This is a genomic window from Streptomyces sp. NPDC002057, assembly GCF_040296665.1.
Lineage (GTDB): Bacteria > Actinomycetota > Actinomycetes > Streptomycetales > Streptomycetaceae > Streptomyces.
In genome coordinates, this window is record NZ_JBEOXR010000002.1 from 84,725 (window position 1) to 107,795 (window position 23,071).

The 23,071-nt window shown below is 74.6% G+C and carries 16 protein-coding genes; 7 read left to right on the forward strand and 9 right to left on the reverse strand.

The window, feature by feature from the left end; all coding sequences use genetic code 11:
• The first annotated feature begins 77 nt into the window (after positions 1-77).
• From ABT129_RS02245 to fxsT, 7 genes are all read left to right on the forward strand, one after another.
• Entirely contained in the window at positions 78-515 is a 438-nt protein-coding gene (locus ABT129_RS02245; RefSeq protein WP_351895470.1) for a CU044_2847 family protein, read from the forward strand.
• Complete coding sequence (locus tag ABT129_RS02250) at positions 512-2,557, forward strand: VMAP-C domain-containing protein (RefSeq protein WP_351895472.1); 2,046 nt, start codon at positions 512-514, stop codon at positions 2,555-2,557. Before ABT129_RS02245 ends, ABT129_RS02250 begins: the two co-directional genes overlap by 4 nt.
• A gap of 121 nt (positions 2,558-2,678) precedes the next feature.
• Positions 2,679-3,689, forward strand: a complete 1,011-nt coding sequence (locus tag ABT129_RS02255; RefSeq protein WP_351895475.1) for an AAA family ATPase — start codon at positions 2,679-2,681, stop codon at positions 3,687-3,689.
• 7 nt (positions 3,690-3,696) lie between these two features.
• On the forward strand, positions 3,697-6,900 hold the full coding sequence (locus ABT129_RS02260; protein ID WP_351895477.1) for an SAV_2336 N-terminal domain-related protein: 3,204 nt from the start codon (positions 3,697-3,699) through the stop codon (positions 6,898-6,900).
• Positions 6,901-7,014: 114 nt separating this feature from the next.
• A complete protein-coding gene (locus tag ABT129_RS02265) occupies positions 7,015-7,212 on the forward strand; it encodes a hypothetical protein (RefSeq protein ID WP_351895479.1) in 198 nt (65 codons plus the stop codon).
• 138 nt (positions 7,213-7,350) lie between these two features.
• On the forward strand, positions 7,351-8,649 hold the full coding sequence (locus ABT129_RS02270) for an aKG-HExxH-type peptide beta-hydroxylase (protein WP_351895482.1): 1,299 nt from the start codon (positions 7,351-7,353) through the stop codon (positions 8,647-8,649).
• Positions 8,650-8,707: 58 nt separating this feature from the next.
• Positions 8,708-11,728, forward strand: coding sequence for an FxSxx-COOH system tetratricopeptide repeat protein (gene fxsT, locus ABT129_RS02275; RefSeq protein WP_351895484.1), 3,021 nt, complete (start codon positions 8,708-8,710; stop codon positions 11,726-11,728).
• A 138-nt stretch (positions 11,729-11,866) separates the two neighbouring features.
• Here the strand turns inward: fxsT and ABT129_RS02280 are convergent, their stop codons facing one another.
• The 9 genes from ABT129_RS02280 to ABT129_RS02320 form a co-directional block, all read right to left on the reverse strand.
• On the reverse strand, positions 11,867-15,673 hold the full coding sequence (locus ABT129_RS02280) for a multifunctional oxoglutarate decarboxylase/oxoglutarate dehydrogenase thiamine pyrophosphate-binding subunit/dihydrolipoyllysine-residue succinyltransferase subunit (RefSeq protein WP_351895486.1): 3,807 nt from the start codon (positions 15,671-15,673) through the stop codon (positions 11,867-11,869).
• Between the two features lie 304 nt (positions 15,674-15,977).
• Positions 15,978-17,048, reverse strand: coding sequence for a HAMP domain-containing sensor histidine kinase (locus tag ABT129_RS02285; protein WP_351895488.1), 1,071 nt, complete (start codon positions 17,046-17,048; stop codon positions 15,978-15,980).
• Between the two features lie 50 nt (positions 17,049-17,098).
• The gene (locus tag ABT129_RS02290; protein ID WP_351895490.1) at positions 17,099-17,836 is read right to left on the reverse strand and encodes a response regulator transcription factor; all 738 of its coding nucleotides are present in this window, start codon (positions 17,834-17,836) and stop codon (positions 17,099-17,101) included.
• A gap of 71 nt (positions 17,837-17,907) precedes the next feature.
• The gene (locus tag ABT129_RS02295) at positions 17,908-18,579 is read right to left on the reverse strand and encodes a spermidine synthase family protein (RefSeq protein ID WP_351895492.1); all 672 of its coding nucleotides are present in this window, start codon (positions 18,577-18,579) and stop codon (positions 17,908-17,910) included.
• 243 nt (positions 18,580-18,822) lie between these two features.
• Positions 18,823-19,425 carry a hypothetical protein gene (locus ABT129_RS02300; protein WP_351895494.1) on the reverse strand — a complete coding sequence of 201 codons (603 nt, stop codon included), beginning with the start codon at positions 19,423-19,425 and terminating at the stop codon, positions 18,823-18,825.
• Positions 19,422-20,747: a hypothetical protein gene (locus tag ABT129_RS02305; RefSeq protein ID WP_351895497.1), complete on the reverse strand. Its 1,326-nt coding sequence runs from the start codon at positions 20,745-20,747 to the stop codon at positions 19,422-19,424. The genes ABT129_RS02300 and ABT129_RS02305 overlap by 4 nt, the downstream gene beginning before the upstream one ends.
• Positions 20,744-21,538, reverse strand: coding sequence for an ABC transporter ATP-binding protein (locus ABT129_RS02310; protein WP_351895499.1), 795 nt, complete (start codon positions 21,536-21,538; stop codon positions 20,744-20,746). Before ABT129_RS02310 ends, ABT129_RS02305 begins: the two co-directional genes overlap by 4 nt.
• Positions 21,535-22,431 carry a zf-HC2 domain-containing protein gene (locus ABT129_RS02315; RefSeq protein ID WP_351895501.1) on the reverse strand — a complete coding sequence of 299 codons (897 nt, stop codon included), beginning with the start codon at positions 22,429-22,431 and terminating at the stop codon, positions 21,535-21,537. Before ABT129_RS02315 ends, ABT129_RS02310 begins: the two co-directional genes overlap by 4 nt.
• On the reverse strand, positions 22,428-23,042 hold the full coding sequence (locus tag ABT129_RS02320; RefSeq protein ID WP_351895504.1) for an RNA polymerase sigma factor: 615 nt from the start codon (positions 23,040-23,042) through the stop codon (positions 22,428-22,430). Before ABT129_RS02320 ends, ABT129_RS02315 begins: the two co-directional genes overlap by 4 nt.
• Positions 23,043-23,071 lie beyond the last annotated feature (29 nt).

Genomic DNA, 23,071 nt, shown 5'->3' on the forward strand with positions numbered 1-23,071 from the left:
TACCCCTCACGTCCCCTGTCGCCCGTCAGTCCCACCGACTAGCCTTCCCCATCATCGTTTCGGGGAGCGGGGGCGCTGTGACTCACGGGATCGCTCGGATTCGGCTCGACGACGGCACGCCGGTGTGGGCACGCGTCAGTGACGTGCAGGAACTCGGCAGGGGCGGGGGGTTCCAGGACACCGGCGTCAGGGACCGGGTGGTCTCGATGGCCGGCGGGCTCACGGACGTGGTGCGCGGGGTGGTCGGTTCGCTGCGGGCCGGGCTCGACCCGCAGGGTCCCGTGGAGGTCGCCGTCAGCTTCGGCATCGAACTGTCGGCCCAGTCCGGCAAGGTGATCGGGGTCCTCGCGGACGGCGCGGGCAAGGCCTCCGTGAACGTCTCCCTCACCTGGACCGAACCGGGCGCGACAGCCGAACCGCCCGGTCCCGCCCCCACGCCGGAGCCGCCGGGCCCCCGTCCCGCGCCCGCCTCCGGGCCTCCCGCACCGGACCCGGCGGCCGACGGGCGCGCATGAGCGCCTACGACGCTCTCGTGCGCCCCGCGCTGGTACGCATCGCCGCTCCCGGCGGCGGGTATGACCCGCACGGCGACCGGTACTGGGGCACCGGCTTCTTCATCGCCCCCGGCTGGGTGCTGACCTGCGCCCATGTCGTGGCCGAGGGGGGAAGCGCGGTGTGGAGGAGCGAGCCGGCCGTCGGCATCACCTGGGAGGACGGCAAGACCACCCGGGAGACCACCGGCTCCGTCGTGCTCGCCCTGCCCCGCCCCGACCGGCCCGACGACCCGCCCGACCGGTGGGCCTTCCCCGACCTCGCCCTCGTCCGGGTGCCCGGCGCGCAGAAGGCGTCCTGCGTGCGCCTCGGCGAGCGCCCGCCCGTCCCGCCGACCGCCGTCGGACTCCACGGCTGGTCCCGGGAGACCGGCGAGCTCGGCATCCGGCACGTCCACGGCACCCTGATCGGCAGCGACGGCAAGGCACTGATCACGGACTGGGTGATGCCCGTCGAAGGCTGCTCCGGCGGCCCCGTCGTCGACCACCAGCAGGGCGCCGTCGTCGGCCTCAACAAGGGCCGCGGGCGCGACGGCGGCGCCGTCGTCCCCGTCACCGCCCTGCGCGGTCTGCACGACCTGCCCGGCGGCGAGGTGATGGGCGAGGTGCTGCGCGCCCACGACCGGTACCACCTCGCCCGCTACCGCTCGCTGGACGACCGGCCCGACTGGACCCGCGCCCAGCGGCTGCTCTCCGGCGGCCAGGGCGTCAGCCCGGGGACCCGCACCCAGCTGTACGGGCGGCTCGCCGAACTGCCCGCGCCCACCGCGCCCGGCGAGATCATGGACCTGATCGACCAGGTCAAGGCCTGGATCAGGGACGACGACCTGCCCGACGCCCTGGAGGACGACCCGCGCACCTGGAGCGAGGGCGCCGGGCTCCTGCGCGGTCTGCGGGCGCCCCGCCGGGACGGTGTCCGCGACCTCGACCTGGACGCGCTGCTCCTGTACGCGGCCCATGTCGTCCGGCACGTCGGCGGCCGGTACGGAGAGCGCGCCGACACCACGGGACTCACCCGCTGGATCGTCGACGAGTCGGGCGACGCCGACCGGCACCTCAGGCGCGAGATCGACCGGCTCGTCGGCCCCGGCCGGCCCGCGCTCCTCTCCGTGCGCGAACCCCGCCCGCGCGGCGACGTCCTCCTGGAGATCGACACCCCCCGCTACGACCGGCGGTACCCGTGGCGGGTCAAGCTCCTCCTGGACGGACAGACCGTCAGCCCGCTCCACCTCGACGACCGGGGCGTCGAGCGGTCCCGTCTCAGGGAGACCCTGCGCGAACCGCTCGCGGACGCCCTGCGGCGCGGTGACAGCGGACCGCACCTGGCCGCCGTGGAGGCGGTGTTGCCGCGCGAGCTCTTCGACGAACCCCTCGACACCTGGCGGCTCGAACCGCCCCAGGGTCCCGACGACGCCTGGGCGCCCACGCTCGGCCAGCGCCGGATCGTCGTCATCCGCGACGCCCGCCGCCACGACCGGGAACCGGCACCCGAATGGCGCGAGCGCTGGGAGGCGGGGGAGCGCGGGCCGCTGCACGCCACCCCGCTGCGCGCCGAGGTGCCCGGCGCGGGCCAGGACGCCCACACCTCCCGCGTACGCCGGGAGACCTGGGCGGAGACGTACGACCGGCTCCGCGAGGCCGGGGGCGGCGCCGTCCCCGTCTACTGCGGTCACGTGGGCAGCGGCGACGGGCTCATGGCGATGAACGCGGCCCTGGCCGCCGGGCATCCGCTCGCCCTCTGGCGGACCGGCGCCCACGACCACGCCGACTGCGCGGAGTTCCACGAGCGGGCCGACCGGCTGCTCGCCACCGCCCTCACCGCCTGGGGCGTGCGGGGGCCCGTCCGCTCCCTGCGCACCCGCGCGACCGACCGCTCGGCGGGACCCGAGTCGCGGGCCGCGCACGCGTGGGCGGAGACCGTCGCCGTCCTGCTCGACCCGCCCGACCGGCCGCCCCACGGCGGCCGTCTGGAGGCCCCGCCCCTGCTCGGGGAGGGAGAGCAGTGACCGGAGCGGCCACCGGGGCGACGCCTTCGCGATCCGTCCGGATACGGCATCGGCAGGCCCCTCCCCGGGGCGGTACCTTCGACGGGCCCGGCATCGACACCACAGCCAGGAGGAGTCCATCGTGAACGATTGGCGGATCTACCGTGGTGCCGGTCTTCCGCACGACGAGATACAGCGGCTGCCCGCCCCGCCGCCCTGGCGCGACTTCTCGACGGGCAGCGCCGACGACACCCTGGCCGGCTCCGACCGGCGGCTCGGCGTCAAACGCAGACTCGTCCAGAACCACCACCCCCGGCCCGCCGAGACCGACGCCGTCAACGCCGCCCTGTACCTGCGGCGCCCGCTCCTCGTCACCGGCAACCCCGGCACCGGCAAGTCCACCCTCGCGCACGCCGTCGCCCACGAACTGCGCCTCGGGCGCGTCCTCCGATGGCCGATCGTCAGCCGGACCACCCTCCAGGACGGCCTCTACCGGTACGACGCCATCGGGCGGCTCCAGGACGTCCAGCTGGAGCGCGCCCAGGCGGGATCACCCGCCGCCGCGGCCCCGGCGGGCATCGGCTCGTACATCCGGCTCGGCCCGCTCGGCACCGCGCTGCTCCCCTCCGACCAGCCCCGGGTGCTGCTCATCGACGAGCTCGACAAGAGCGACCTCGACCTGCCGAACGACCTCCTGAACGCCCTGGAGGAGGGCGAGTTCGCCATCCCCGAGCTGGAGCGGCTCGCCGACCGGGAGCCCGTCGTCGAGGTGCTCAGCGACGACGGCCGCAAGGTGGCGGTCTTCGGCGGCCGGGTCCGCTGCACCACCTTCCCGTTCATCGTGCTCACCTCCAACGGCGAACGGGACTTCCCCGCCGCCCTGTTGCGCCGCTGCATCCGCCTGGAGCTCGAACCGCCCGGCGAGGAGCAGCTCCGCGCCATGATCGAGGCCCATCTGGGGTCCGAGGCCGCCGCGGGCGACGGCGAGCAGGGCCTCCTCCAGCGCTTCCTCAACCGCGAGCCCGGCGAGGTGATCGCCACCGACCAGCTCCTCAACGCCCTCTACCTGACCCAGCACGCCTCCCGCGCCGAGCGGGTCACCAGGGAACGCATCGCCGACATGCTCATGCAACCGCTCGATCAGCCGAGGTGACGGTCGGATGCACCGGATGCATCTGGAGGAGCTCACCCGCAGACTGCGGGCCGGCGGCCAGGACCCCACCGCCGAGGACATCGCGGACGCCCTCTGGCTGGCCCGATGGCTCCCCGGGCCCTCCCCCGAAGGGGCCGAGGAGGCCGAAGGGGCCGAGGGTGCGGAGGAGACAGAGGGTGCCGAGGGGGCGGCGGGCCCCCGGTCCGGCCCGGCGCCGGAGACCGCCGAGGGCGGCTCCGACGGCCCCGGCCGCTCCACCGGGCACGGAGACCCGCTCAGGGGCGAGGACGGTTCCTTACGCCCGGACGGCGGGACCGCCGGACCGGCCGCCGGGCCCACGGGCGCCCGCGAGTCCGTCTCCCTCCACATGGCCACCACCGGAGCCGCCGGGGGAACGGGGGCCGCCGGAGGCCCGGGGCGCACCGAACGGGGCGCGACCCTGCCCGTACGCGCCCCCGGCGCCAACGCCCTCCCCGGACTCCTCGGCCTTCAGAAGGCCCTCCGTCCCCTGCGCGACCACGCCCGCGCGCCGCTCCGCCCCGGCGAGGGGACCCTCGACGAGGAGGCCACCGCCGAACGCAGCGCCGCCGCCGGCATCCTCACCCCCGTCCTGCGCCCCGCCGCCGGCCGCCGCCCCGACATCCAGCTCCTCATGGACACCGGCCCCGCCATGGTCGTCTGGAGCCGGATGGTCGAGGAACTCCGCCAGGCCTGCCAGCAGTCCGGCGCCTTCCGCGACGTCCAGGTGCACCGGCTGTACGACACCGGCGACGGCCCCCCGCTCGTCACCACCACCTCCGGAGCGGACGGCAGGCCCCGGCTGCGCCCCGTCGACCAGCTCCACGACCCGACCGGCCGCCGGTTCACCCTCGTCGTCAGCGACTGCGTCGGACCCCTCTGGCAGCGCGGGGCCGCCCAGCGCTTCCTGCGCCAGTGGCCCCGCCACTCCCCGCTCGCCCTCGTCCAGCCCCTGCCGCCGCGCCTGTGGCCCCGCACCGCCCTCCCCGCCGAGCCCGGCACCTTCCAGCGCTCCGCGACCCCCGGCGGCCACACCGTCTTCCGCTCCGACGACGAACCCTGGGGCCCCCTCGCCCCCGGCCGCAGGGCCGTCCCCGTGCTCACCCCGACACCCGAGGCCTTCGCCTCCTGGACCCGCCTCCACACCGGGCACGGCGGCAACGCCGTACGCGGCTGGGCCGCCTGGCTCACCCCCGAGCCGGTGGAGCCGCGCGCACCCGCCGCCCCCCGCGCCCGGCGGAGCAACGAGGACCTCCTGCGGGCCTTCCGGGCCGGGGCCTCGCCCGGCGCGCTCCGGCTCGCCGTCCACCTCGCGGCGGCCCCGCTGACGCTGCCCGTCATGCAGCTCGTCCAGCGCGCGATGCTGCCCGACACCGGCCCGATGGAACTGGCCGAGGTCCTGCTCAGCGGGCTCCTGAGACGGCTGCCCGGCCCCACCCCGTACCCCTGCTTCAGCTATCCGCCCGGCATCCAGCAGCACTTCCTCGGCTCGCTCGACCCCAGCGCCGCCGCCCTCGTCCTCAAACACTGCTCGGCGTACGTGGAGCGCAATTTCGGCCAGGGCATGCGCAACTTCCCCGCGCTCGCCGCCGCCCGCCTCGCGGGCACCGACACCGACACCGTCACCGGCGCCGGGGACGACCGCGCCGCCGCCACGGGCCGGGCCCCCGGCGGGGCCGCCGACCTCCCCGAGGAGACCGACGAACCCCTCGGTCCGGAAGGCGCCGAGACCGAACTCTTCGCCCGCATCCCCGCGCGCGTGCTCCGCTTCTACCACCCCGACCTCGTCACCCCCGACCCGCTCACCGAGGCCCGCCGCCTGCTCGCGCAGGGCCGCGGCCAGTCCGACCCGGCCCTCCTGGCCGGCGCCCGCGAGCGCGCCGAGGCGGCGCTCCCCAGCGAACCGGTCGAGGCCCGGATCATCCTCGCCCGCGCCCTGTACGCCGAGGCCGGCACCGCCGCCGCCCGCCGCGCCGGGCGCCGCCCCGAACTCCTCCACCAGGCCGCCGACACCCTCGTACGGGCCGGGGAACTCGCCACCACCGGCGAGGAGTCATGGGCCGAGGCCCGGCTCGACCTCGCCGTCGTCCACCACGCGCTCTGGCGCGACACCGACGAGACCGGCCACCTCGACGCGGCCCTCACCGCCCTCGCCGAGGACGCCGACCGCTGGCCCGACACCGCCCGCCACACCCTCCACCTGCGCCGGGGCCGCCTCCTCCTCGCCCGGGGCGACGGCGACGCGGCGGCCGGCGAACTCACCGCCGCCCTCACCCTCCACGAGAGCGCCGCCGCCCTCCTCGACCTCGCCGACGCCCTGCGGCTCGCCGAGGCCGACCCCGGCCGCATCGGCCTCGTGCTCGACCGCGCCGAACCCCTCCTCGGCGACGCCCGCGCCCTGCGGCTCCGCTTCACCACCGCGCGGGCCCGGCTGTACGACACGGAGGGCGACGGGGCCGCCGCCGACGCCGCGTACGAGGAGGCCACCCTGCTCGCCCCCGCCGACAGCGAGCAGCGCGGCCCGCTCCTGCTCACCTGGGGCGGCTCCCTGCTCCGGCGCGCCGCGACCGGCACCGGGACGGCCCCCGTCGACCGGGCCGAGGGGGTCCTGCGCGAGGCCCTCACCCGGCTGCCCGCCGGAGCGCCCGAGCGGGCCAGGGCGCGGACCCTGATCGGCAGCGTCCTCGCGCTCCGCTTCCATCGGGCCGGCTTCCTGCCCGACCTCTTCGAGAGCCGCCACCTGCTGGAACAGGCGCACCGGGGCACCGTGGACCCGGCGGACCGGGCCGAGGTGTGGCTCCAGCTGGGGCGCGTCAGGCTGGAGCTGGCCGAAACCGCACGGGACGGGGTGATCGGCGACGCCCTCACCGCGTACCGCAACGCCGAGGAGGACTCCCGTACCGCCCACGGCTCCGCCCCGGGCACCGTCACCGGCGCCCGCGCCCTGCACGCCCAGGGCGCCGTCCTGTTGCTGATGGGCCGGCCGGGACGGGCCAGGACCGCGCTGCTCGCCGCGACCGAGCGGTGGCGACGGCTGACGGGGGAGCTGGTGGAGGTCGACTGGGGCGACGTCGAACGGACCCGGGCGCTGCTCGCGGGGGTGGAGAGCGCGGGGGTGCGGGAGGGCGTGCCGCTCACGTCCGAGGAGCGCCGCCGGGTCCTTCCCCCGTGGTGGTTCTGGACGGCTGGATAACGGGGGCGCACATGGGGGCAGTTGAATCGAATGGGTTTCCGGTCTCGTGGCGTCGGGAAGAACCGCCGCACCGCTACGACCGTGGGGGACAGCGTCGGTGAGGAGGAGCCGAGAGTGTTCGAGCACACGGGGTGGGCGACCGGTGGCGGCAGGGATGCCGCCAGGTCTCCGCATCTGTCCGATCTCGCGGCTGTCGACCTGCGGACCCTGCGGGTCATGGACGACGCCGCCCTCGGGGCGGCGGTGGAGAGAGTGCTGCTCCGCCCCTCGGAACTCGTCCAGTCCTGGCAGGAGGACGAGTCCGTCCGGTGACGGCCGCGGCCCCGCGCGGGACGTCCGCCCGGGGAGGCCGTCCGGTGTCCTGACGGGACGGTCGCCCGGAGTCCGTGCGGGGCGAACGTTTTCGGCCGTATCGACGCCCGGCCGCCGCCCGTCGGCGGGGAGCCCCGGGTGATCGCCGCACCGCCGGACCCGGCCGTCCTCGCCGGTCTCGCCACCACACGCCCCGGATCCGCCGGGGCGTCCTTCCTGCGCTCCGGGCTGCACGCCCGTCGGCTTCTCCTCCTCAAGACCCTTCTGGTGCGGGTCCAGCGCCACCGCGAGGCGGTGGCGCCCGCCGTGCTGCGCGGCTTCGGGGCGGGCTGGCTCCTGCTCGAAAGGGCCGAGCGGGTCCGCCCCGACGTCGTCCGCGCCGTCCTGGACTACCCCACCACCGGCGGCTGGCTCGCCACCGCGCTCACCGAACCGCTCGGGACCGGCCTCGACCACCACCTCGCCCATCTCGAACTGCTCGCCGCCACCGCCGCCCTGCGCGCCGGGCTCCCCGTGGACCTGGTGGTCGAGACCCCCGGCGGGGTGCTGCCGCTGCCCGGTGTCGGCCGGGTCGACGCGGGCGGCGCCCGGCGGGTCCGGATCGACGCCCGCTCCCGCTCGGTACGGATCGGGGCCGAGGACGGGGCGGGCTCCCGCGCCGTGCTCCGCCGCCGGGCGGGCGGCCCCGCGGGGCCGCTGACCGGCAGCGGTCCCGGCTGGCGGGGGCTGCGCGCCCTGCCCGGCGGCGCGACCCGGCTGGAGGACCTCGACCCGTACCGGCTGCCGCCGGCCATGGGCATCCCGGAGCGGGCCGCGGCCGATCACGCCGACACCGACCACGCCGGCTGGGCCGTCCGCTGGACCGCCGCCCGCGTTCTGCTGCGCGGCACCGACCGGGCCAGGGCCGTCGAGGTGAGCCGGTCGGTGGACGCCGTCGTACCGCTCGTCCCGCGCGGGACGCGCTCCGTCGGGGCCACCCTGAGCGCCGCCCCCGGCGCCGTCCTCATGACGCCCGCCGCCGGTGGAGCGGACATGGCCGAGACCCTCGTCCACGAGCTGCAGCACAGCAAGCTCGCCACGCTCCACGAACTGGTCCCGCTCCACCGGCCCCACCCGCCGGACCGGGCGGCCCCCACCTACCGGGTCGGCTGGCGCTCCGACGCCCGCCCGGTCGCCGGTGTCCTCCAGGGCGCCTACGCCCACCTGGCGCTCACCGACCTGTGGCACCGGGCCGCCCGGGTCCCGCGCGCCGCCGGAGTGCCGGGGGAGTGGCGCGTACGGTCCGCGCAGAGGTTCGACCATGTCCACGATCAGGTGGCCGCAGCCCTGGCGATCCTGCTTGAATCCGATGAACTGACCAATGCGGGACGGGAGTTCGCCCGGCAAATGCGGAAGCATCATGCGAGCCTCGGCCCCGGCCGGCGAGCCCTTGGGTAACACTGTGCCCACGGCACATGACACTGCGTTGCGCGTGAGCGGGACGGGAGATGCACACATGGCGGAACAGCGGTCGGGCGGCGCTTCGGCGGACGGCGGTGGCAGAGCCGCTCCCGAACACGTCCTCGTCGTCTTTCCGGGCTACCACCGACCGTGGGCGGCCTGGATCAACCAGCGCCTCGACACCCACGGCGTCCGCGCCACCCTGCAACGCTGGGACCCGCCCCGCGAGATCCCCCTGGAGGACTCCCTCGGCGACCTGCTCCTCGCCCGCGGCCGGGTCCTCCTCGTCCTCGACGACTGGTTCTTCGAACTGGGCCCCCGCGCCTCCGGCGAGTGGAACGACGTCCTGCGCAGCTTCGTCGCCAGCCACGCCGACCGCTTCGCCGCCGTCAACCTCACCAACCGCACCCTGCTCCCGGCCACCGCCGTCCTCGAACCCGTCAGCCTCTGGGGCGTCGGCGAGGAGGAGGCCGAGGCCCGGCTCCTCAGCAGGCTCGACATCGAACCGCGCCGTTCCCCCGCCCGGCGGATCGCGCCGGCCGCCCTCGTGCGCTACCCCGACACCCCGCCGGACATCTGGGGCGAGGTGCCCCGCCGCAACCCCCGCTTCACGGGCCGCGACGACCTCCTCACCGAGCTCCAGGAACGGCTCATGGACGCCGAGCGCGGCAACGCCGCGTACACCCTCCTCGGCATGTCCGGCATCGGCAAGACCCAGATCGCCGCCGAGTACGCCCACCGCTTCAGCTCCGACTACGACGTCATCTGGTGGGTCAGCTCCGACGACCGCAACGTCCAGCGCGACCGCCTCGGCGAACTCGCCGTCGCCCTCGAACTCCCCACCGGCAGCGAGCCCGGCGAACGCATCCGCGCCGTCCGCGAAGCCCTCCGCCGCGGCGACCCGCACGGCCGCTGGCTCGTCGTCTTCGACGGCTGGGACGACATCGAGGGCGTCAACGTCATGCTCCCGCACGGCCCCGGACACGTCCTCATCACCTCCCGCAACCACGGCTGGCGCGAACACACCGACGTGCTGCCGGTCCGCAACTTCGACCGCGCCGAATCCACCGGCTACCTCATGCGCCGCGCCCCGCACATCACCGCCGCCGAGGCCGACGAGGTCGCCGCCGAGTTCGGAGACGTACCCCTGCCCCTCGTCCAGGCCGCCGCCTGGCTCGGCGAGTCCGGCATGGAGGCCTCCGAGTACCTGCGCATGGTCCGCGAGGGACGGCTCTCCACCGTCGACGAACCCCGCGGCGGCGACGGCATGCCCAACACCTCCCTCACCTCCTGGTCGATACTGATCAACCGGCTCCGGCGCGCCCAGCCCCAGGCCATCGACATCCTCAGCCTCTGCGCCTCCTTCGCCCCCGGCCGCATCCCGCTCGGCATCGTCCGCGCCCACCCGCAGGCCCCGCTCCCCGAGGACCTGCGGTGGATGGCCACCGACCTGCCGGCCTGGTCCCGGGCGCTCGACACCCTCGTCAACTACTCGGTGCTCACCCGGGAGACCCGGGGGCCCGTCAGCGAGGAGGCCGTACCCCAGCAGGAGTCGGTCCACATGCACCGGCTCGTCCACGACATCGTGTCCCGGCTCACCGACGGCGAGCACCGCGAAGCCCACCGCAAGGCCGTCCGCACCCTCCTCGCCGAGGCCGACCCCGGGAACCCGACCGACAGCCGGAACTGGCCCCGCTACTCCGAACTCCTGCCCCACCTGGAGCCCTCCGGGGCGCTGCGCAGCACCGACCCGCGCATCCAGACCACCGTCCTCAACTGCCTGCGCTACTGCGACCGCAGCGGCGAGTACAAGGCCGGCACCCGCCTCGCCGAACGCATCCGCGGCAGCTGGACCGGGTTCATGGACCCGCTCTCCCCGCACATGCAGGAACTCACCACCGTGGAGGGCGACATCCTGCGCCGCAGCGGCGGCTTCCGCGAGGCGTACGAACTCGACCTCACCCGCCGCAACCTGCTCACCGCCGCCGACCACCCCGACGAGCTCGGCGAACTCAAGTCCAAGATCTGCATCGCCCGCGACCTGCGCTTCCTCGGCCAGTACAAGGAGTCCGAACACCTCCAGCGCGAGGTCCTCGCCGAGGCGCGGACCCTCCTCGGCGAGACCCAGCAGCTCACCCTCGCCGCCCGGCACAACGTCGGCGTCGTCCTGCGGATGCTCGGCCGCTACCAGCAGGCGTACGACCAGGACGCCGACACCCTCGCCCGCTGCGAGAACATCCTGCGCCCCCACCACCCCTCCACCCTCAACTCCAACAACGCCGTCGCCCAGGACCTCCGGCTGCTCGGCCGCTACCGCGAGGCCCTCGGCCGCCAGGAGGCCAACGTCCGCCTCCATGTGAAGATCCTCGGCGCACAGCACCAGCAGACCCTCTACGCCCGCAGCCAGCTCGCCCTCTGCCGGCGCCGCGAGGGCGGCTTCAAGGAGGACATCGGGGCCGTCATGGCCGGGGTCCTCGACCACCTCGAACAGGCCCAGGGGCGCGGCCACTACCTCACGCTCTCCGCGGTCACCAACTACGCCAACTACCTGCGCGAACACGGCGACCTCGACCGGGCCCGCGCCCTCATCAACGAGGCCGAGGCCGGCTACCGCGCCCTGCTCGGACCCGCCCACCCCGTCTCCACCGGCGTCCTCGCCAACACCGCCCTCGTGATGCAGGCGGCCGGCGAGCGCACCGAGGCCATGACGATGCTGGAGGCGGCGCTCGCCGGACTCACCGCCGCCCTCGGCCCCGACCACCCCTGGGTCCTCGGCTGCGCTCTCAACGCCACCGCCGCCCGCAACTTCAACGGGCGGGTGTCCGACGCCGCCGAACTCAGCCGGGACACCCTGCGCCGGGCCCGCCACGTCATGGGCAACGAGCACCCGCTGACCCTCTCCTGCCAGGTCTCGCTCGCCACCGACCTGCGCGGACTGCGCGAGACCGAGGAGGCCGGGAAGCTGGAGGAGGACGCCCTGCTCACCCTCACCAGGACCCTGGGCGCCCAGCACCCCCACACCCTCTCGGCGCGCCAGCGCAACCGCCCGTACTGGGACTTCGAGGCCAACCTCTGACCCGGCCGCGCGCGAGAACGCCGGACCGGCCCGCCGTGAGAACGCGTGAGGCCCGTCCGGCCCGGCCGTGAGAACGCCGGAGGCCCGGCACCCCCTCGCGGGGTTGCCGGGCCTCCGTACGTGCTCCGAGGGCGACGATCAGGCGTCGAAGACCTCGTTGACCAGCTGCTGCTGCTCCGCCTGGTGGCGCTTGGCCGAGCCGACCGCCGGGGAGGAGGAGTGCGGACGCGAGATCCGGCGCAGGCGCTCGCCCGCCGGGATGTCCGCGCCGACCGCCAGGTCCAGGTGGTCGATCAGGTTGAGCGCGATGAACGGCCAGGCACCCTGGTTCGCCGGCTCCTCCTGCGCCCAGATGTACTTCGCGGCGTTCGGGTACTTGGCGATCTCGGCCTGGAGCTCGGCACCCGGCAGCGGGTACAGGCGCTCCAGACGGATGATCGCGGTCTCCGTGTCACCGCGCTTCTGACGCTCGGCCTCCAGGTCGTAGTAGACCTTGCCCGCGCAGAAGACGACCTTGCGGACGTCCGCCGGGTTCGCCGTCGAGTCGCCGATCACCGGGCGGAAGCCGCCGGTGGTGAACTCCTCCACCTTGGACGCCGCGGCCTTCAGACGCAGCATCGACTTCGGGGTGAAGACGATGAGCGGCTTGTGGTGCGGGTTGTGCACCTGCCAGCGCAGGAGGTGGAAGTAGTTCGACGGCAGCGTCGGCATGGCGACCGTCATGTTGTCCTGGGCGCACATCTGGAGGAAGCGCTCCGGGCGCGCGGACGAGTGGTCCGGGCCCTGGCCCTCGTAGCCGTGCGGCAGGAGCAGCGTGACGCCGGAGGTCTGGCCCCACTTCTGCTCGGCCGAGGAGATGAACTCGTCGACGACGGTCTGCGCGCCGTTGACGAAGTCACCGAACTGGGCCTCCCAGACGACCAGGGCGTCCGGGCGCTCCAGCGAGTAGCCGTACTCGAAGCCCATCGCCGCGTACTCGCTGAGCAGCGAGTCGTAGACATTGTAGTGGGCCTGCTCCTCGGTCAGGTAGAGCAGCGGGGTGTAGTCCTCGCCGGTCTCCTGGTCGACCAGGACCGCGTGGCGCTGGCCGAAGGTGCCGCGGCGGGAGTCCTGGCCGGAGAGCCGGACCGGGGTGCCCTCCATCAGCAGGGAGCCGATGGCGAGGGTCTCGCCGAAGCCCCAGTCGATGGTGCCGTCGTCGATGGACGCGGCGCGGCGCTGCATCTGCGGCAGCAGACGCGGGTGGACCGTGATCCGCTCCGGGATGGTGACCTGCGACTCGGCGATCCGCTTCACGACCTCCGTGGAGACCGCGGTGGTGACACCGACCGGGAACTCGGCGCGGGCGTCCGGGACGTGCGCCGGGGTCGGGGCGGCGGTGGCCTCGCGGACCTCCGCGAACACCTTCTCCAGCTGGCCCTGGAAGTCCTGGAGCGCCTGCTCCGCCTCTTCGAGGGTGATGTCGCCGCGACCGATGAGCGACTCGGTGTACAGCTTGCGCACCGAACGCTTCTTGTCGATCAGGTTGTACATCTGCGGGTTGGTGAACTGCGGGTTGTCGCCCTCGTTGTGACCGCGGCGGCGGTAGCAGATGAGGTCGATCACGACGTCCTTGTTGAACGTCTGGCGGAACTCGAAGGCGAGCCGCGCGACGCGGACCACGGCCTCCGGGTCGTCGCCGTTCACGTGGAAGATCGGCGCCTCGATCATGCGGGCCACGTCGGTCGCGTACATCGAGGAACGCGAGGACTCCGGGGCGGCGGTGAAGCCGACCTGGTTGTTGATGACGATGTGGACCGTGCCGCCGGTGCGGTAGCCGCGCAGCTGCGACATGTTCAGCGTCTCGGCGACGACACCCTGGCCGGCGAAGGCCGCGTCACCGTGCAGGGCGACGGGCAGGACGGTGAAGTCCGTGCCGCCCTTGTTGATGACGTCCTGCTTGGCGCGGACGATGCCTTCCAGGACCGGGTCGACCGCCTCCAGGTGCGAGGGGTTGGCGGCCAGGGAGACCTTGATCTCCTCGCCGTCCAGGCCGGTGAAGGTGCCCTCGGCGCCCAGGTGGTACTTGACGTCGCCGGAGCCGTGCATCGACTTCGGGTCGAGGTTGCCCTCGAACTCGCGGAAGATCTGCGCGTACGACTTGCCGACGATGTTCGCCAGGACGTTCAGACGGCCGCGGTGGGCCATGCCGATGACGACCTCGTCGAGGCGCGACTCGGCGGCCGAGTCGATGACCGCGTCGAGCAGCGGGATGACGGACTCGCCGCCCTCCAGGGAGAAGCGCTTCTGGCCGACGTACTTCGTCTGCAGGAAGGTCTCGAAGGCCTCCGCCGCGTTGAGCCGGCGCAGGATCCGCAGCTGCTCCTCGCGCTCCACACGGGAGTGCGGGCGCTCGACGCGGTCCTGGATCCACTTGCGCTGCTTCGGGTCCTGGATGTGCATGAACTCGACGCCGGTGGTGCGGCAGTACGAGTCGCGCAGCACGCCGAGGATGTCGCGGAGCTTCATCATCGACTTGCCGGCGAAGCCGCCGACCGCGAACTCCCGCTCCAGGTCCCAGAGGGTGAGGCCGTGCTCGGTGATGTCCAGGTCGGGGTGCTTGCGCTGCTTGTACTCCAGCGGGTCGGTGTCGGCCATGACGTGGCCGCGGACCCGGTAGGAGTGGATGAGCTCGAAGACGCGCGCGGCCTTGGTGACGTCGTCGTCGTGCGAGGCGTCGATGTCCTTGAGCCAGCGGACCGGCTCGTAGGGGATGCGCAGGGCCTTGAAGATCTCGTCGTAGAACCCCTCCTCGCCGAGGAGGTAGTTGGCGACGACGCGCAGGAACTCGCCGGAGGCGGCGCCCTGGATGACCCGGTGGTCGTACGTCGAGGTCAGGGTCATGACCTTCGAGATGCCCAGCTTGTTCAGGGTGTCCTGGGAGGTGCCCTGGAACTCGGCCGGGTAGTCCATCGAGCCGACGCCCATGATGACCGACTGTCCGGGCATCAGACGCGGCACGGAGTGGACGGTGCCGAGGCCACCGGGGTTCGTCAGGGAGACCGTGACGCCGGTGAAGTCCTCCATCGTGAGCTTGCCCACGCGGGCGCGCTTGACGATGTCCTCGTACGCCTGCCAGAACTCGAAGAAGTTGAGCGTCTCGGCCTTCTTGATGCCCGCGACGACGAGCTGGCGGTCGCCGTTGGGCTTCACCAGGTCGATCGCGAGACCGAAGTTCACGTGCTCCGGCTTGACCAGGGTCGGCTTGCCGTCCTTCTCCGCGAAGGAGTGGTTCATCGACGGCATGGCCTTGATCGCCTGCACCATCGCGTAGCCGATGAGGTGCGTGAAGGAGATCTTCCCGCCCCGGGCGCGCTTCAGGTGGTTGTTGATCACGATCCGGTTGTCGAAGAGCAGCTTCACCGGGACGGCGCGGACGGACGTGGCCGTCGGCACCTCCAGGGAGGCGTTCATGTTCTTCGCGACCGCGGCGGCGGGGCCGCGCAGCGTGATCAGCTCGGGGCCCGCGGGGGCCTCGGCCGCAGGCGCGGCCTTCGCCGCGGCCGGAGCGGCGGCGGCCGGCTTCGCGGCGACCGGCGCGGCCGGGGCCGCGGCGGGCTTCACGGGAGCCGGAGCGGGCGCCGGGGCCGGGGCCGCGACCGGAGCGGGCGCGGGGGCCGGAACGGCCGCAGGAGCGGCAGGAGCGGCCTGTGCGGGGCCGGCCTGCTGCGCGGCGGGCGCGCTCTGCGTGGTGGGTGCCGGGGCGGCCGGGGTCTCCGACGTTCCGGGCTTGTAGTCGGCGAAGAAGTCCCACCAGGCACGATCGACCGAATTCGGGTCCTGGAGGTACTGCTGGTAGATCTCGTCGACGAGCCACTCATTGGCACCGAAGGCGGCTGCAGGGTTCTGGCCCTGCCCGTCTTGGTCGGTCGGGGAGCTCGGGGTACTGGGGGACTGAGACGACACGGCGGCAACCGCCCTCTTCCGCTTCACAAGGTGATGGACAGCGGGAATCAAGGCTACGCCTGTCCGGCCGGGAGGTGCAGGCCGGGCGCACCAACGTCGCGCAAGTCACACTTGACGGGGTGTTTCGGAGCCGTGAATGGCGGGAAACAAGCGGGGTTTCACGGCTGTGAGGGTACGGAGAAGCACGAGTACGGCCCGCCTCGGCCGCACCCCTGACCACGTCCCGCTGGTGTACACCCCGGTCAACCGGCTCCACCGGAGCGGCTGCGCGGCGCGGGACCGGCTCTTCCTGTTCGACCCTACGTCAATCTCTCGGTCGGGTACTTCCCGGAAGAGTGACCCTGATGCGGCATCCGCGTGCGGATTCGGCCACACCGATCCCGCCGCCGTGCAGATCCACCGCCCAGCGCGCGATCGCGAGCCCGAGCCCGGTGCCGCCGTCGCTCCCCGGCCCCGACCGGTGCGCCGCCGTGCCCCGGTTGAAGCGCTCGAAGACCCTGTGCCGCTCCGACTCGGGGATGCCGGGGCCCTCGTCCTCGACCTCCAGCTCCAGCGAGTCCGGATACCGGCCGCGCCGGGCCCTGACCGTGACCCGGCCGTGCGGCGGCGAGTGCTTCACCGCGTTGTCGATCAGGTTCGCCATCACCTGGTGCAGCCGCTCCGCGTCGGCGTGCGCGACCAGCTCCGGCGGCGACACGTCCAGGTGCAGATGGACGTCCGTGCGGTTGTGCAGGCCCGAGGTGGACGAGAGCCCGCGCTGCGAGGCGGCCAGGTTCGCTTCCCGCAGAACTCCCGAGAGGTACGGCCAGACCTCGAACCGACTCGCCCGCAGCCCCACGACACCGTTGTCAAGGCGTGACAGGTCCAACAGCGTCTCCACGAGCCGGCCCAGCCGCTCGGTCTGCTTGAGTGCCCCCCGCATCGTCTCCGGATCCGCCTCGGAGACCCCGTCCACGACGTTCTCCAGTACGGCCCTGAGCGCGGCGATCGGGGTGCGGAGCTCGTGCGACACGTTGGCCACCAGCTCCTTGCGGTGCCGGTCGACGGCCTCCAGGTCGTCCGCCATGCGGTTGATCGTCGACGCCAGGTCGCCCAGCTCGTCCCGCCGGTCCGCGCCCCGCACCCGGCGGGTGAAGTCCCCGCGCGAGATCGTCCCGGCCACCGTCGTCATCTCGTCGAGCGGAGCCGTCAGGGACTGCGCCACGAACTGGGTGATCAACAGGGTCGCGATCATCGCGAAGATCGTGATGTACCGGAACTCCGTGGACGTGCGGATCGCCACCAGGGCCAGGCAGGAGGTCAGCAGGACCGCCCCGACGACCAGGGCGCCCAGCTTCGTCTTGATCGAGATCACGATCCGGCGCCGCCGGCGCACCGCACCGCCGGGCCCCCGCTGCTCCCGCGGCCCTCCGGGCCCCCGCCGGCTCACAGCGCCGGGGTCTCCAGCGCGTAGCCGACGCCGTGGACCGTGCGGATCCGCTCGGCCCCGATCTTCCGGCGCAGCGCCTTGATGTGGCTGTCCACGGTCCGGGTCCCCGAGGCGTCCGCCCAGTCCCACACCTCGGCCAGCAGCTGCTCGCGGGAGAGGACCGCCCGGGGGGTGCTCGCCAGGCAGACCAGCAGGTCGAACTCGGTCGGGGTCAGGTGCACGTCCTCGGAGCGGACCCGGACCCGGCGCTGCGCGTGGTCGATCTCCAGCTCGCCCAGGCGCAGGATGCCGCTGCGCGGGGTGACCGCCGCGAGCGCCGCCCGCTCCACCCGGCGCAGCAGCACGTGCACCCGGGCGGCCAGCTCACGCATGGAGAACGGCTTGGTCATGTAGTCGTCGGCGCCCACGCCCAGGCCGACCAGCATGTCGGTCTCGTCGTCGCGGGCGGTCAGCATGAGGACCGGGACGGGCCGCGCGGCCTGGACCCGGCGGCACACCTCCAGGCCGTCGAAACCGGGCAGCATCACGTCGAGGACCATCAGGTCCGGCTGCCAGGCCTCGGCCGCGTCGACGGCCGCCGGGCCGTCGGTCGCGGTCTGCACGAGAAAGCCCTCGGCGCGGAGTCTCGCGGAGATCGCCTCCACGATCGTCGCGTCGTCCTCGACCACCAGGACGCGCCGCTGGGCCCCCGGAGTGGCCGCCGCACCGTGGTGAGTGGTGTGTGTCTGCTCCATTGCCCCGCCTCGCGTCGCCGATGTCGGCTCAGCAGCCTAGAGGTACCGGTGGCGTCCCGGCTATCCAGGAGCTATCCGGGACGGACGGCGAGGTGGACCGCGTCGGGGACGCCCCGGGCAACGGGGATCTCTTCCGTCCGTACCCCGCTGAATCCGGCATTCCGCAAGGACCCTTCGAAATCGCCGGAGGGTCGGGCGGACCACACGGCGAGCACTCCGCCCGGATTCAGCCGGGCCGCGCAGGCCGCCAATCCCCCGGCCGTGTACAGGGATTCGTTGTCCTCGGTGACCGTCCAGTCCGGCCCGTTGTCGATGTCCAGGCAGAGGGCGTCGTACGTGTCGGGGGAGGTGGCGAGGTGGTCCACCAGGTCCGTGTGCAGGATCACGGTGCGGGAATCGGCCAGAGCCGCTCCGGAGATCGACGCGAGCGGCCCCCGCCGGTGCCAGTCGATGATCGCCTCCTCCCGCTCGACGACGGTGATCCGGCTCCAGCGGGGGTCGGCGGCGGCGTGGGCGAGGGAGAAGCCGACGCCGAGGCCGCCGACGAGGACGGTGGCACCGGCCCGGGCGGCCTCGGGCAGCGCGGCCTGCGCGGCGTCGATCAGGAGCCGCTCGGAACGCCCGTCGGAGGTGTCCATCAGGAAGGTCCCGTTGGCGATGATCTCGAAGTGCTCGGCACGGCGGCGCAGTACGACCTCTCCGTAGGGTCCTTCACGGCGGTCGAGGGTCACAGGTGCCGGCATCGGCGGTCTCCGCTCTCGTCTCGGCGGTCGGTCCCGGCCCATCCTTACGGGGCGACGCGGCCGGGACAAACCCGTTACGGGGGAGGGGAGATGGGTTCCGGACAGGCGCGCGCACCGGCGGGCGGCGCCCCGCGCGCGGGGCGCGGGGCCGGACGAAGGGCCGGGTCGGCCGCCGCGCGGTGCCACGCCGTACGGGGCGGGCTCCGGCCCCGTACGGGCTTCCGCCGGAGCGGAGGGCGTGGATCAGGACTCGGTGGCCGGAACCCGCCGGCCACCCCGCCACACGTACAGACCGGAACCGGCCACGAACACGGCGACCGCCACCGTCCACGCCCCGGCCTGCGGACCCGGCTGCATCACCCAGGCCCACCACTGGGCCGCGCCGCCCGGCCGGGACGGCGCCGCCAGATAGACCGCGCCGACGGCGAAGGCGGGCGGCAGCCAGCTCAGCCGGGCGCCCACGAGGGCGGCGGCGCCCGCCGTCACCCCCGCGAGCCCCAGCGTGTTGCGTACGGCGGCGGGCGGCCCGAAGGCCTCCGCGTGACCCGGCACGGCGAGGGCCAGCAGGCCGACGGCGAGCGCGGTCGCGGCGAGCAGGTGGGCGAGGCGCCGGGGCCACCACGGGCGGACCGCCGTACGGTCCAGCTCGTCGCTCGGCGTGTGCAGCCCGGTGCCGATCGCGGCCACCGCGAGCAGCGGGCCGAAGACGACGACCGGCAGCCGGGCCGTGTGGTCGAAGGCGGGCAGCGACACCAGCCAGCGGGCCGCGAGGGCGGCGACCACCGCCGTGCCGACGAGGGCGGCGAGCGTGGCGGGCACCGCGCGGGAGCGCAGATAGAGCCTCACGGGACCGGCACCTCGTCCGGGTGGCAGCCGTTCGCCGCGAGATAGCGGGTCAGGTAGTCGCGCTGCTCGGCCGGGGACCTGGCGCGGAGCCGCTCGATGTACGGCTGCGCGGCGGTGGGGTCGGGGCCGTAGCCGGCGGGGGTCGGGGCCAGCCACTCGGAGACCGCGAGGTGGATGTCGCTCGCCCGGCGCGCGTTCGGGCCCGTGCCGTCGCCCGGCTCGCACGTGTCCGAGAAGAGCCAGGTCACGGCCGAGTTCAGGTACAGGTCGGGGCGGGTGAGCCGGCCGCGCGTCGCGTCCTGGGCGGCGTCGGGCAGCTCGATGTCGCCGGGGCGGGTGGGTCCGTACGGACCGGCCACCCAGCGGACCGGGGCGCCGGGCAGTCCCCTGAGGCGCGCGTTCAGCGGGGCGAGCACCGCCGACACCTCCGGCAGCAGATTCTGGTCCAGGACCGTCAGACAGACCTGCGGCGTGCCGTCGTCGCAGACCTGCCGGGCCAGGGCCGGGTCCGGGCGCCACGGTCCCTGGTCCGCCGGAAGGCGCAGGATCAGGCCGGCGGCGGCGACCGCCACGGCCAGCGGAACCAGGGCGAGCGTCCGCAGCCGGGCCGGGCGCAGGCCGTACGCGAGGAGCGCGGCGAGCGCGAGCCCCGCCGTCCACGCCATCGACACGGGGGCGAACCACCACACCGGCCGGTCCCAGAAGGACTGGTGCTCACCGGCGGGGCCCAGCCAGCGGGCGGTGCCCTCCGTGTACGTGGCGAGCGCGAGTCCCACGTATCCGACGATGCCCAGGAGCGGGGCCGTGAGCCGCCAGCGGACCACCTGTCCGACGACATGGCCCAGCGCGCCGAGGGCGCCGACGGCCACCACGTCGGCGGCGAGGAGTTCGAGGAAGGGGCGGCCCCCGGAGACGTACGGCCAGGTCGCGAGGAGACAGACGGCGTCGGCCAGGAGCACGCCGGCGGCGGGCCAGAGCGCGGACGGGGCGGCCGCGACGAGCACCCGGCGCAGCGGCGGGCGGGGGACGGACTCCCAGAGGTCCAACGTCCGCCGCCGCCGGTCCCGGCCGCCCTGCCAGCAGCCCGCGGCGAGCGCGAGCGGCCCGCCGAGCAGCCCGGCGGCGACGTGCAGCATGTTCGTGGCGTCGCTCCAGCGGGCCTGCCAGCCGGGCGCCTTGCCGTACATCGTCAGGAGCAGGGTGAGGGCGACGGCGGCGCCGGTCCACGGGCCGATCCCGCGCCGCAGCTCGGTGAGGAGCGGCGAGGGGGCCCGCACGGGCGCGGTCGGCTCGGTGCCCGGCGGGGTGAGGGTGGCGGTCATCGGAGCGCCCCCTTCGTCTCCGCGGGCGACCGGTGGGCGCGCAGGGCGGCCGTGTAGCCGCGCTCGACGGCGTGCGTCGTGGAGTCGTCCGCGCCGGTGGACTCCCCGCCCAGCGAGGTGAGGTCCGCCGTCGTGCCCTGGAAGGCGAGCCGGCCCGCCTCGATCAGGGCCACCCCGGTGCACGCGGCGGCCACGTCCTCCACCAGGTGCGTGGAGACCACGACCGTCGCCTCCGTGCCCAACTCCCTCAGCAGCGAACGGAAGTCGACCCGCTGTTCCGGGTCGAGACCGGCGGTCGGTTCGTCGAGGAGCAGCAGCTCGGGTTCGTTCACGATCGCCTGGGCGATCCCGGCGCGCCGGACCATGCCGCCCGAGAGGGTCTTCATCCGCGCGTCGATCCGGTCGCCGAGCCCGACCCGCCGCACCGCGCGCTCCACGGCCGCCGGGGCCCGGTCGGCCGGCAGCTCCTTGAGCCAGGCGACGTACGCGACGAACTCCCGCACGGTGAAGCCCGGGTAGTAGCCGAACTCCTGGGGCAGATAGCCGAGCCTGCGCCGGATGCCGGTCCGGCCGCGGTGGCTCGTGGCGTCGCCGCCGAGCAGCTCCACCCGGCCCGAGGAGGGCGCGGCGACGGTCGCGAGGACCCGGATGAGGGAGGTCTTCCCGGCCCCGTTCGGGCCGAGCAGGCCGTGCACGCCGGGCCCGAGGGAGAGGTCCAGCCGGTCGAGGGCGACGGTACGGCGGTGGCGGACGGTCAGTCCGGTCACGGCGACGGCGGTCGGGATGTTCACCGGGGCTCCAGGTGGTCGAAGGAACGGCGCCGCAGCGCGAGGAGGGCGGCACAGGCGAGCGCGGCGCCCGCCCACCCCCCCTGCGCGGCGGGGCCGGAGAAGTACGGGGCGAGCGTGGCCGCCCCCGAGGGGGCACCCGCGTCCGGCTGCCCGAGCAGCGGGCCCGTGACGGCGAGCAGCCAGCCCCCGCCGAGCGTCGCGGCCGCCGCCCGGCAGCCCACGAACGAACCGAGCGCGAGGGCGCCCAGGGTCAGCGCGAGACCCGGGAGCAGCCAGGCGGCCGCGCCCGGGAAGCCGGCCACCGGCGGCAGCAGCGCCCCGGCCGCCGTCAGCAGCGGCACGCACACGGCGAGGACGGCGGCGGTACGGGTGAGCAGCAGCCGCAGTCCGCCGGACGGGGTGGCGGCGGTGATCTCGTACAGCGGGTCGGCGTGCCGTCCGTACGAGACGGCGACCCCGGCGAGCGGAAGGAGCGGCGAGACGGCGAGCAGCAGGCTCCGCGCCCCCCGGAAGCCGGCCCCGTGGGCGAGTGCGAAGGCCCCGCCGACGACGAGGAGCACGGCCACCACCCAGGACCCGCGCAGCGCGGGCCCGACGGCCCACCAGAACCTCGCCCGGCGCCCGGGGGGGCTCCCGGCGACGGGGGCGTGCCGCAGGGCGCCTCCGGGGGCGGCGGCAGGGGCGGGCCGGTGTCCGAGGGAGGTCAGGAGCTCGTCGCGGACGGACGCGAGGACGGGGCCCGCCGCGCCGGAGCGGACGGCGGCCGAGACGCGGGCCGCGCAGCCGCCGCAGGACTCGACGTGCTTCTCCAGGGACCAGGCGTCCGTCTCGGGGGCCGTGCCCCGCGCGTAGTGGGCCGCCAGGGTCTCGGTGACGTGCCAGGGGGACGTCATGCGGTGCCTCCCAGGGGGTGGGGTCCCCCGGGGCGGCCCGCCCCGAGAGCCGCGCGCAGTTCGCGGCGGGCGCGCAGGGCGCGGGTCTTGACGGTGCCCTCGGGTATGCCGAGGAGCCGGGCGGTCTCGCGGGTCGTCAGGCCGTCGACGACGGTCGCCCGCAGGACCTCGGCGAGTTCGGGGGAGATCCGGTCGAGGGCGGCGCCCACCTCCCCGTACTCCAGGCCCGCGAGCACCCGTTCCTCGGCGGAGGGCGCGGTCGGGGGCGGTTCCGCCGGGGTGGCGGTGGCGGCGCGCTCCACGCGGGCGCGTGCCCGCTGGGCGTCGACCAGCCGCCGGGCGGCGATCACCCAGAGCCAGCCGCCGGCCTCGCCCCGGCCCCGGTGGCCGCCGGCCGAGCGCCAGACCGTGACGAAGGTGTCCTGGAGGACCTCCCGTACGGTCTCCTCGTCCGGGCAGCGCCGGGCGAGGCGCGCGTGCAGCCAGCCGGCGTGCCGGTCGTACAGCACGGCGAGCGCCTCGGTGTTCCCCCGGGCGACCGCGCGCAGCAGCGCGGCATCGTCCTCGTCGCCCCCGGAGGGGCCTCCCCCTGCGGGGCGCAACAGTCTCACGCCCTCTCTATCGCCCGCGTGGGCCGGTC

Coding starts and splice junctions, on each gene's coding strand:
- ABT129_RS02315 (WP_351895501.1), bottom strand. CDS start 22,431: ATGACGTCCCCCTGGCACGTCACCGAGACCCTGGCGGCCCACTACGCG.
- fxsT (WP_351895484.1), top strand. CDS start 8,708: ATGGCGGAACAGCGGTCGGGCGGCGCTTCGGCGGACGGCGGTGGCAGA.
- ABT129_RS02295 (WP_351895492.1), bottom strand. CDS start 18,579: ATGCCGGCACCTGTGACCCTCGACCGCCGTGAAGGACCCTACGGAGAG.
- ABT129_RS02260 (WP_351895477.1), top strand. CDS start 3,697: ATGCACCGGATGCATCTGGAGGAGCTCACCCGCAGACTGCGGGCCGGC.
- ABT129_RS02305 (WP_351895497.1), bottom strand. CDS start 20,747: ATGACCGCCACCCTCACCCCGCCGGGCACCGAGCCGACCGCGCCCGTG.
- ABT129_RS02290 (WP_351895490.1), bottom strand. CDS start 17,836: ATGGAGCAGACACACACCACTCACCACGGTGCGGCGGCCACTCCGGGG.
- ABT129_RS02250 (WP_351895472.1), top strand. CDS start 512: ATGAGCGCCTACGACGCTCTCGTGCGCCCCGCGCTGGTACGCATCGCC.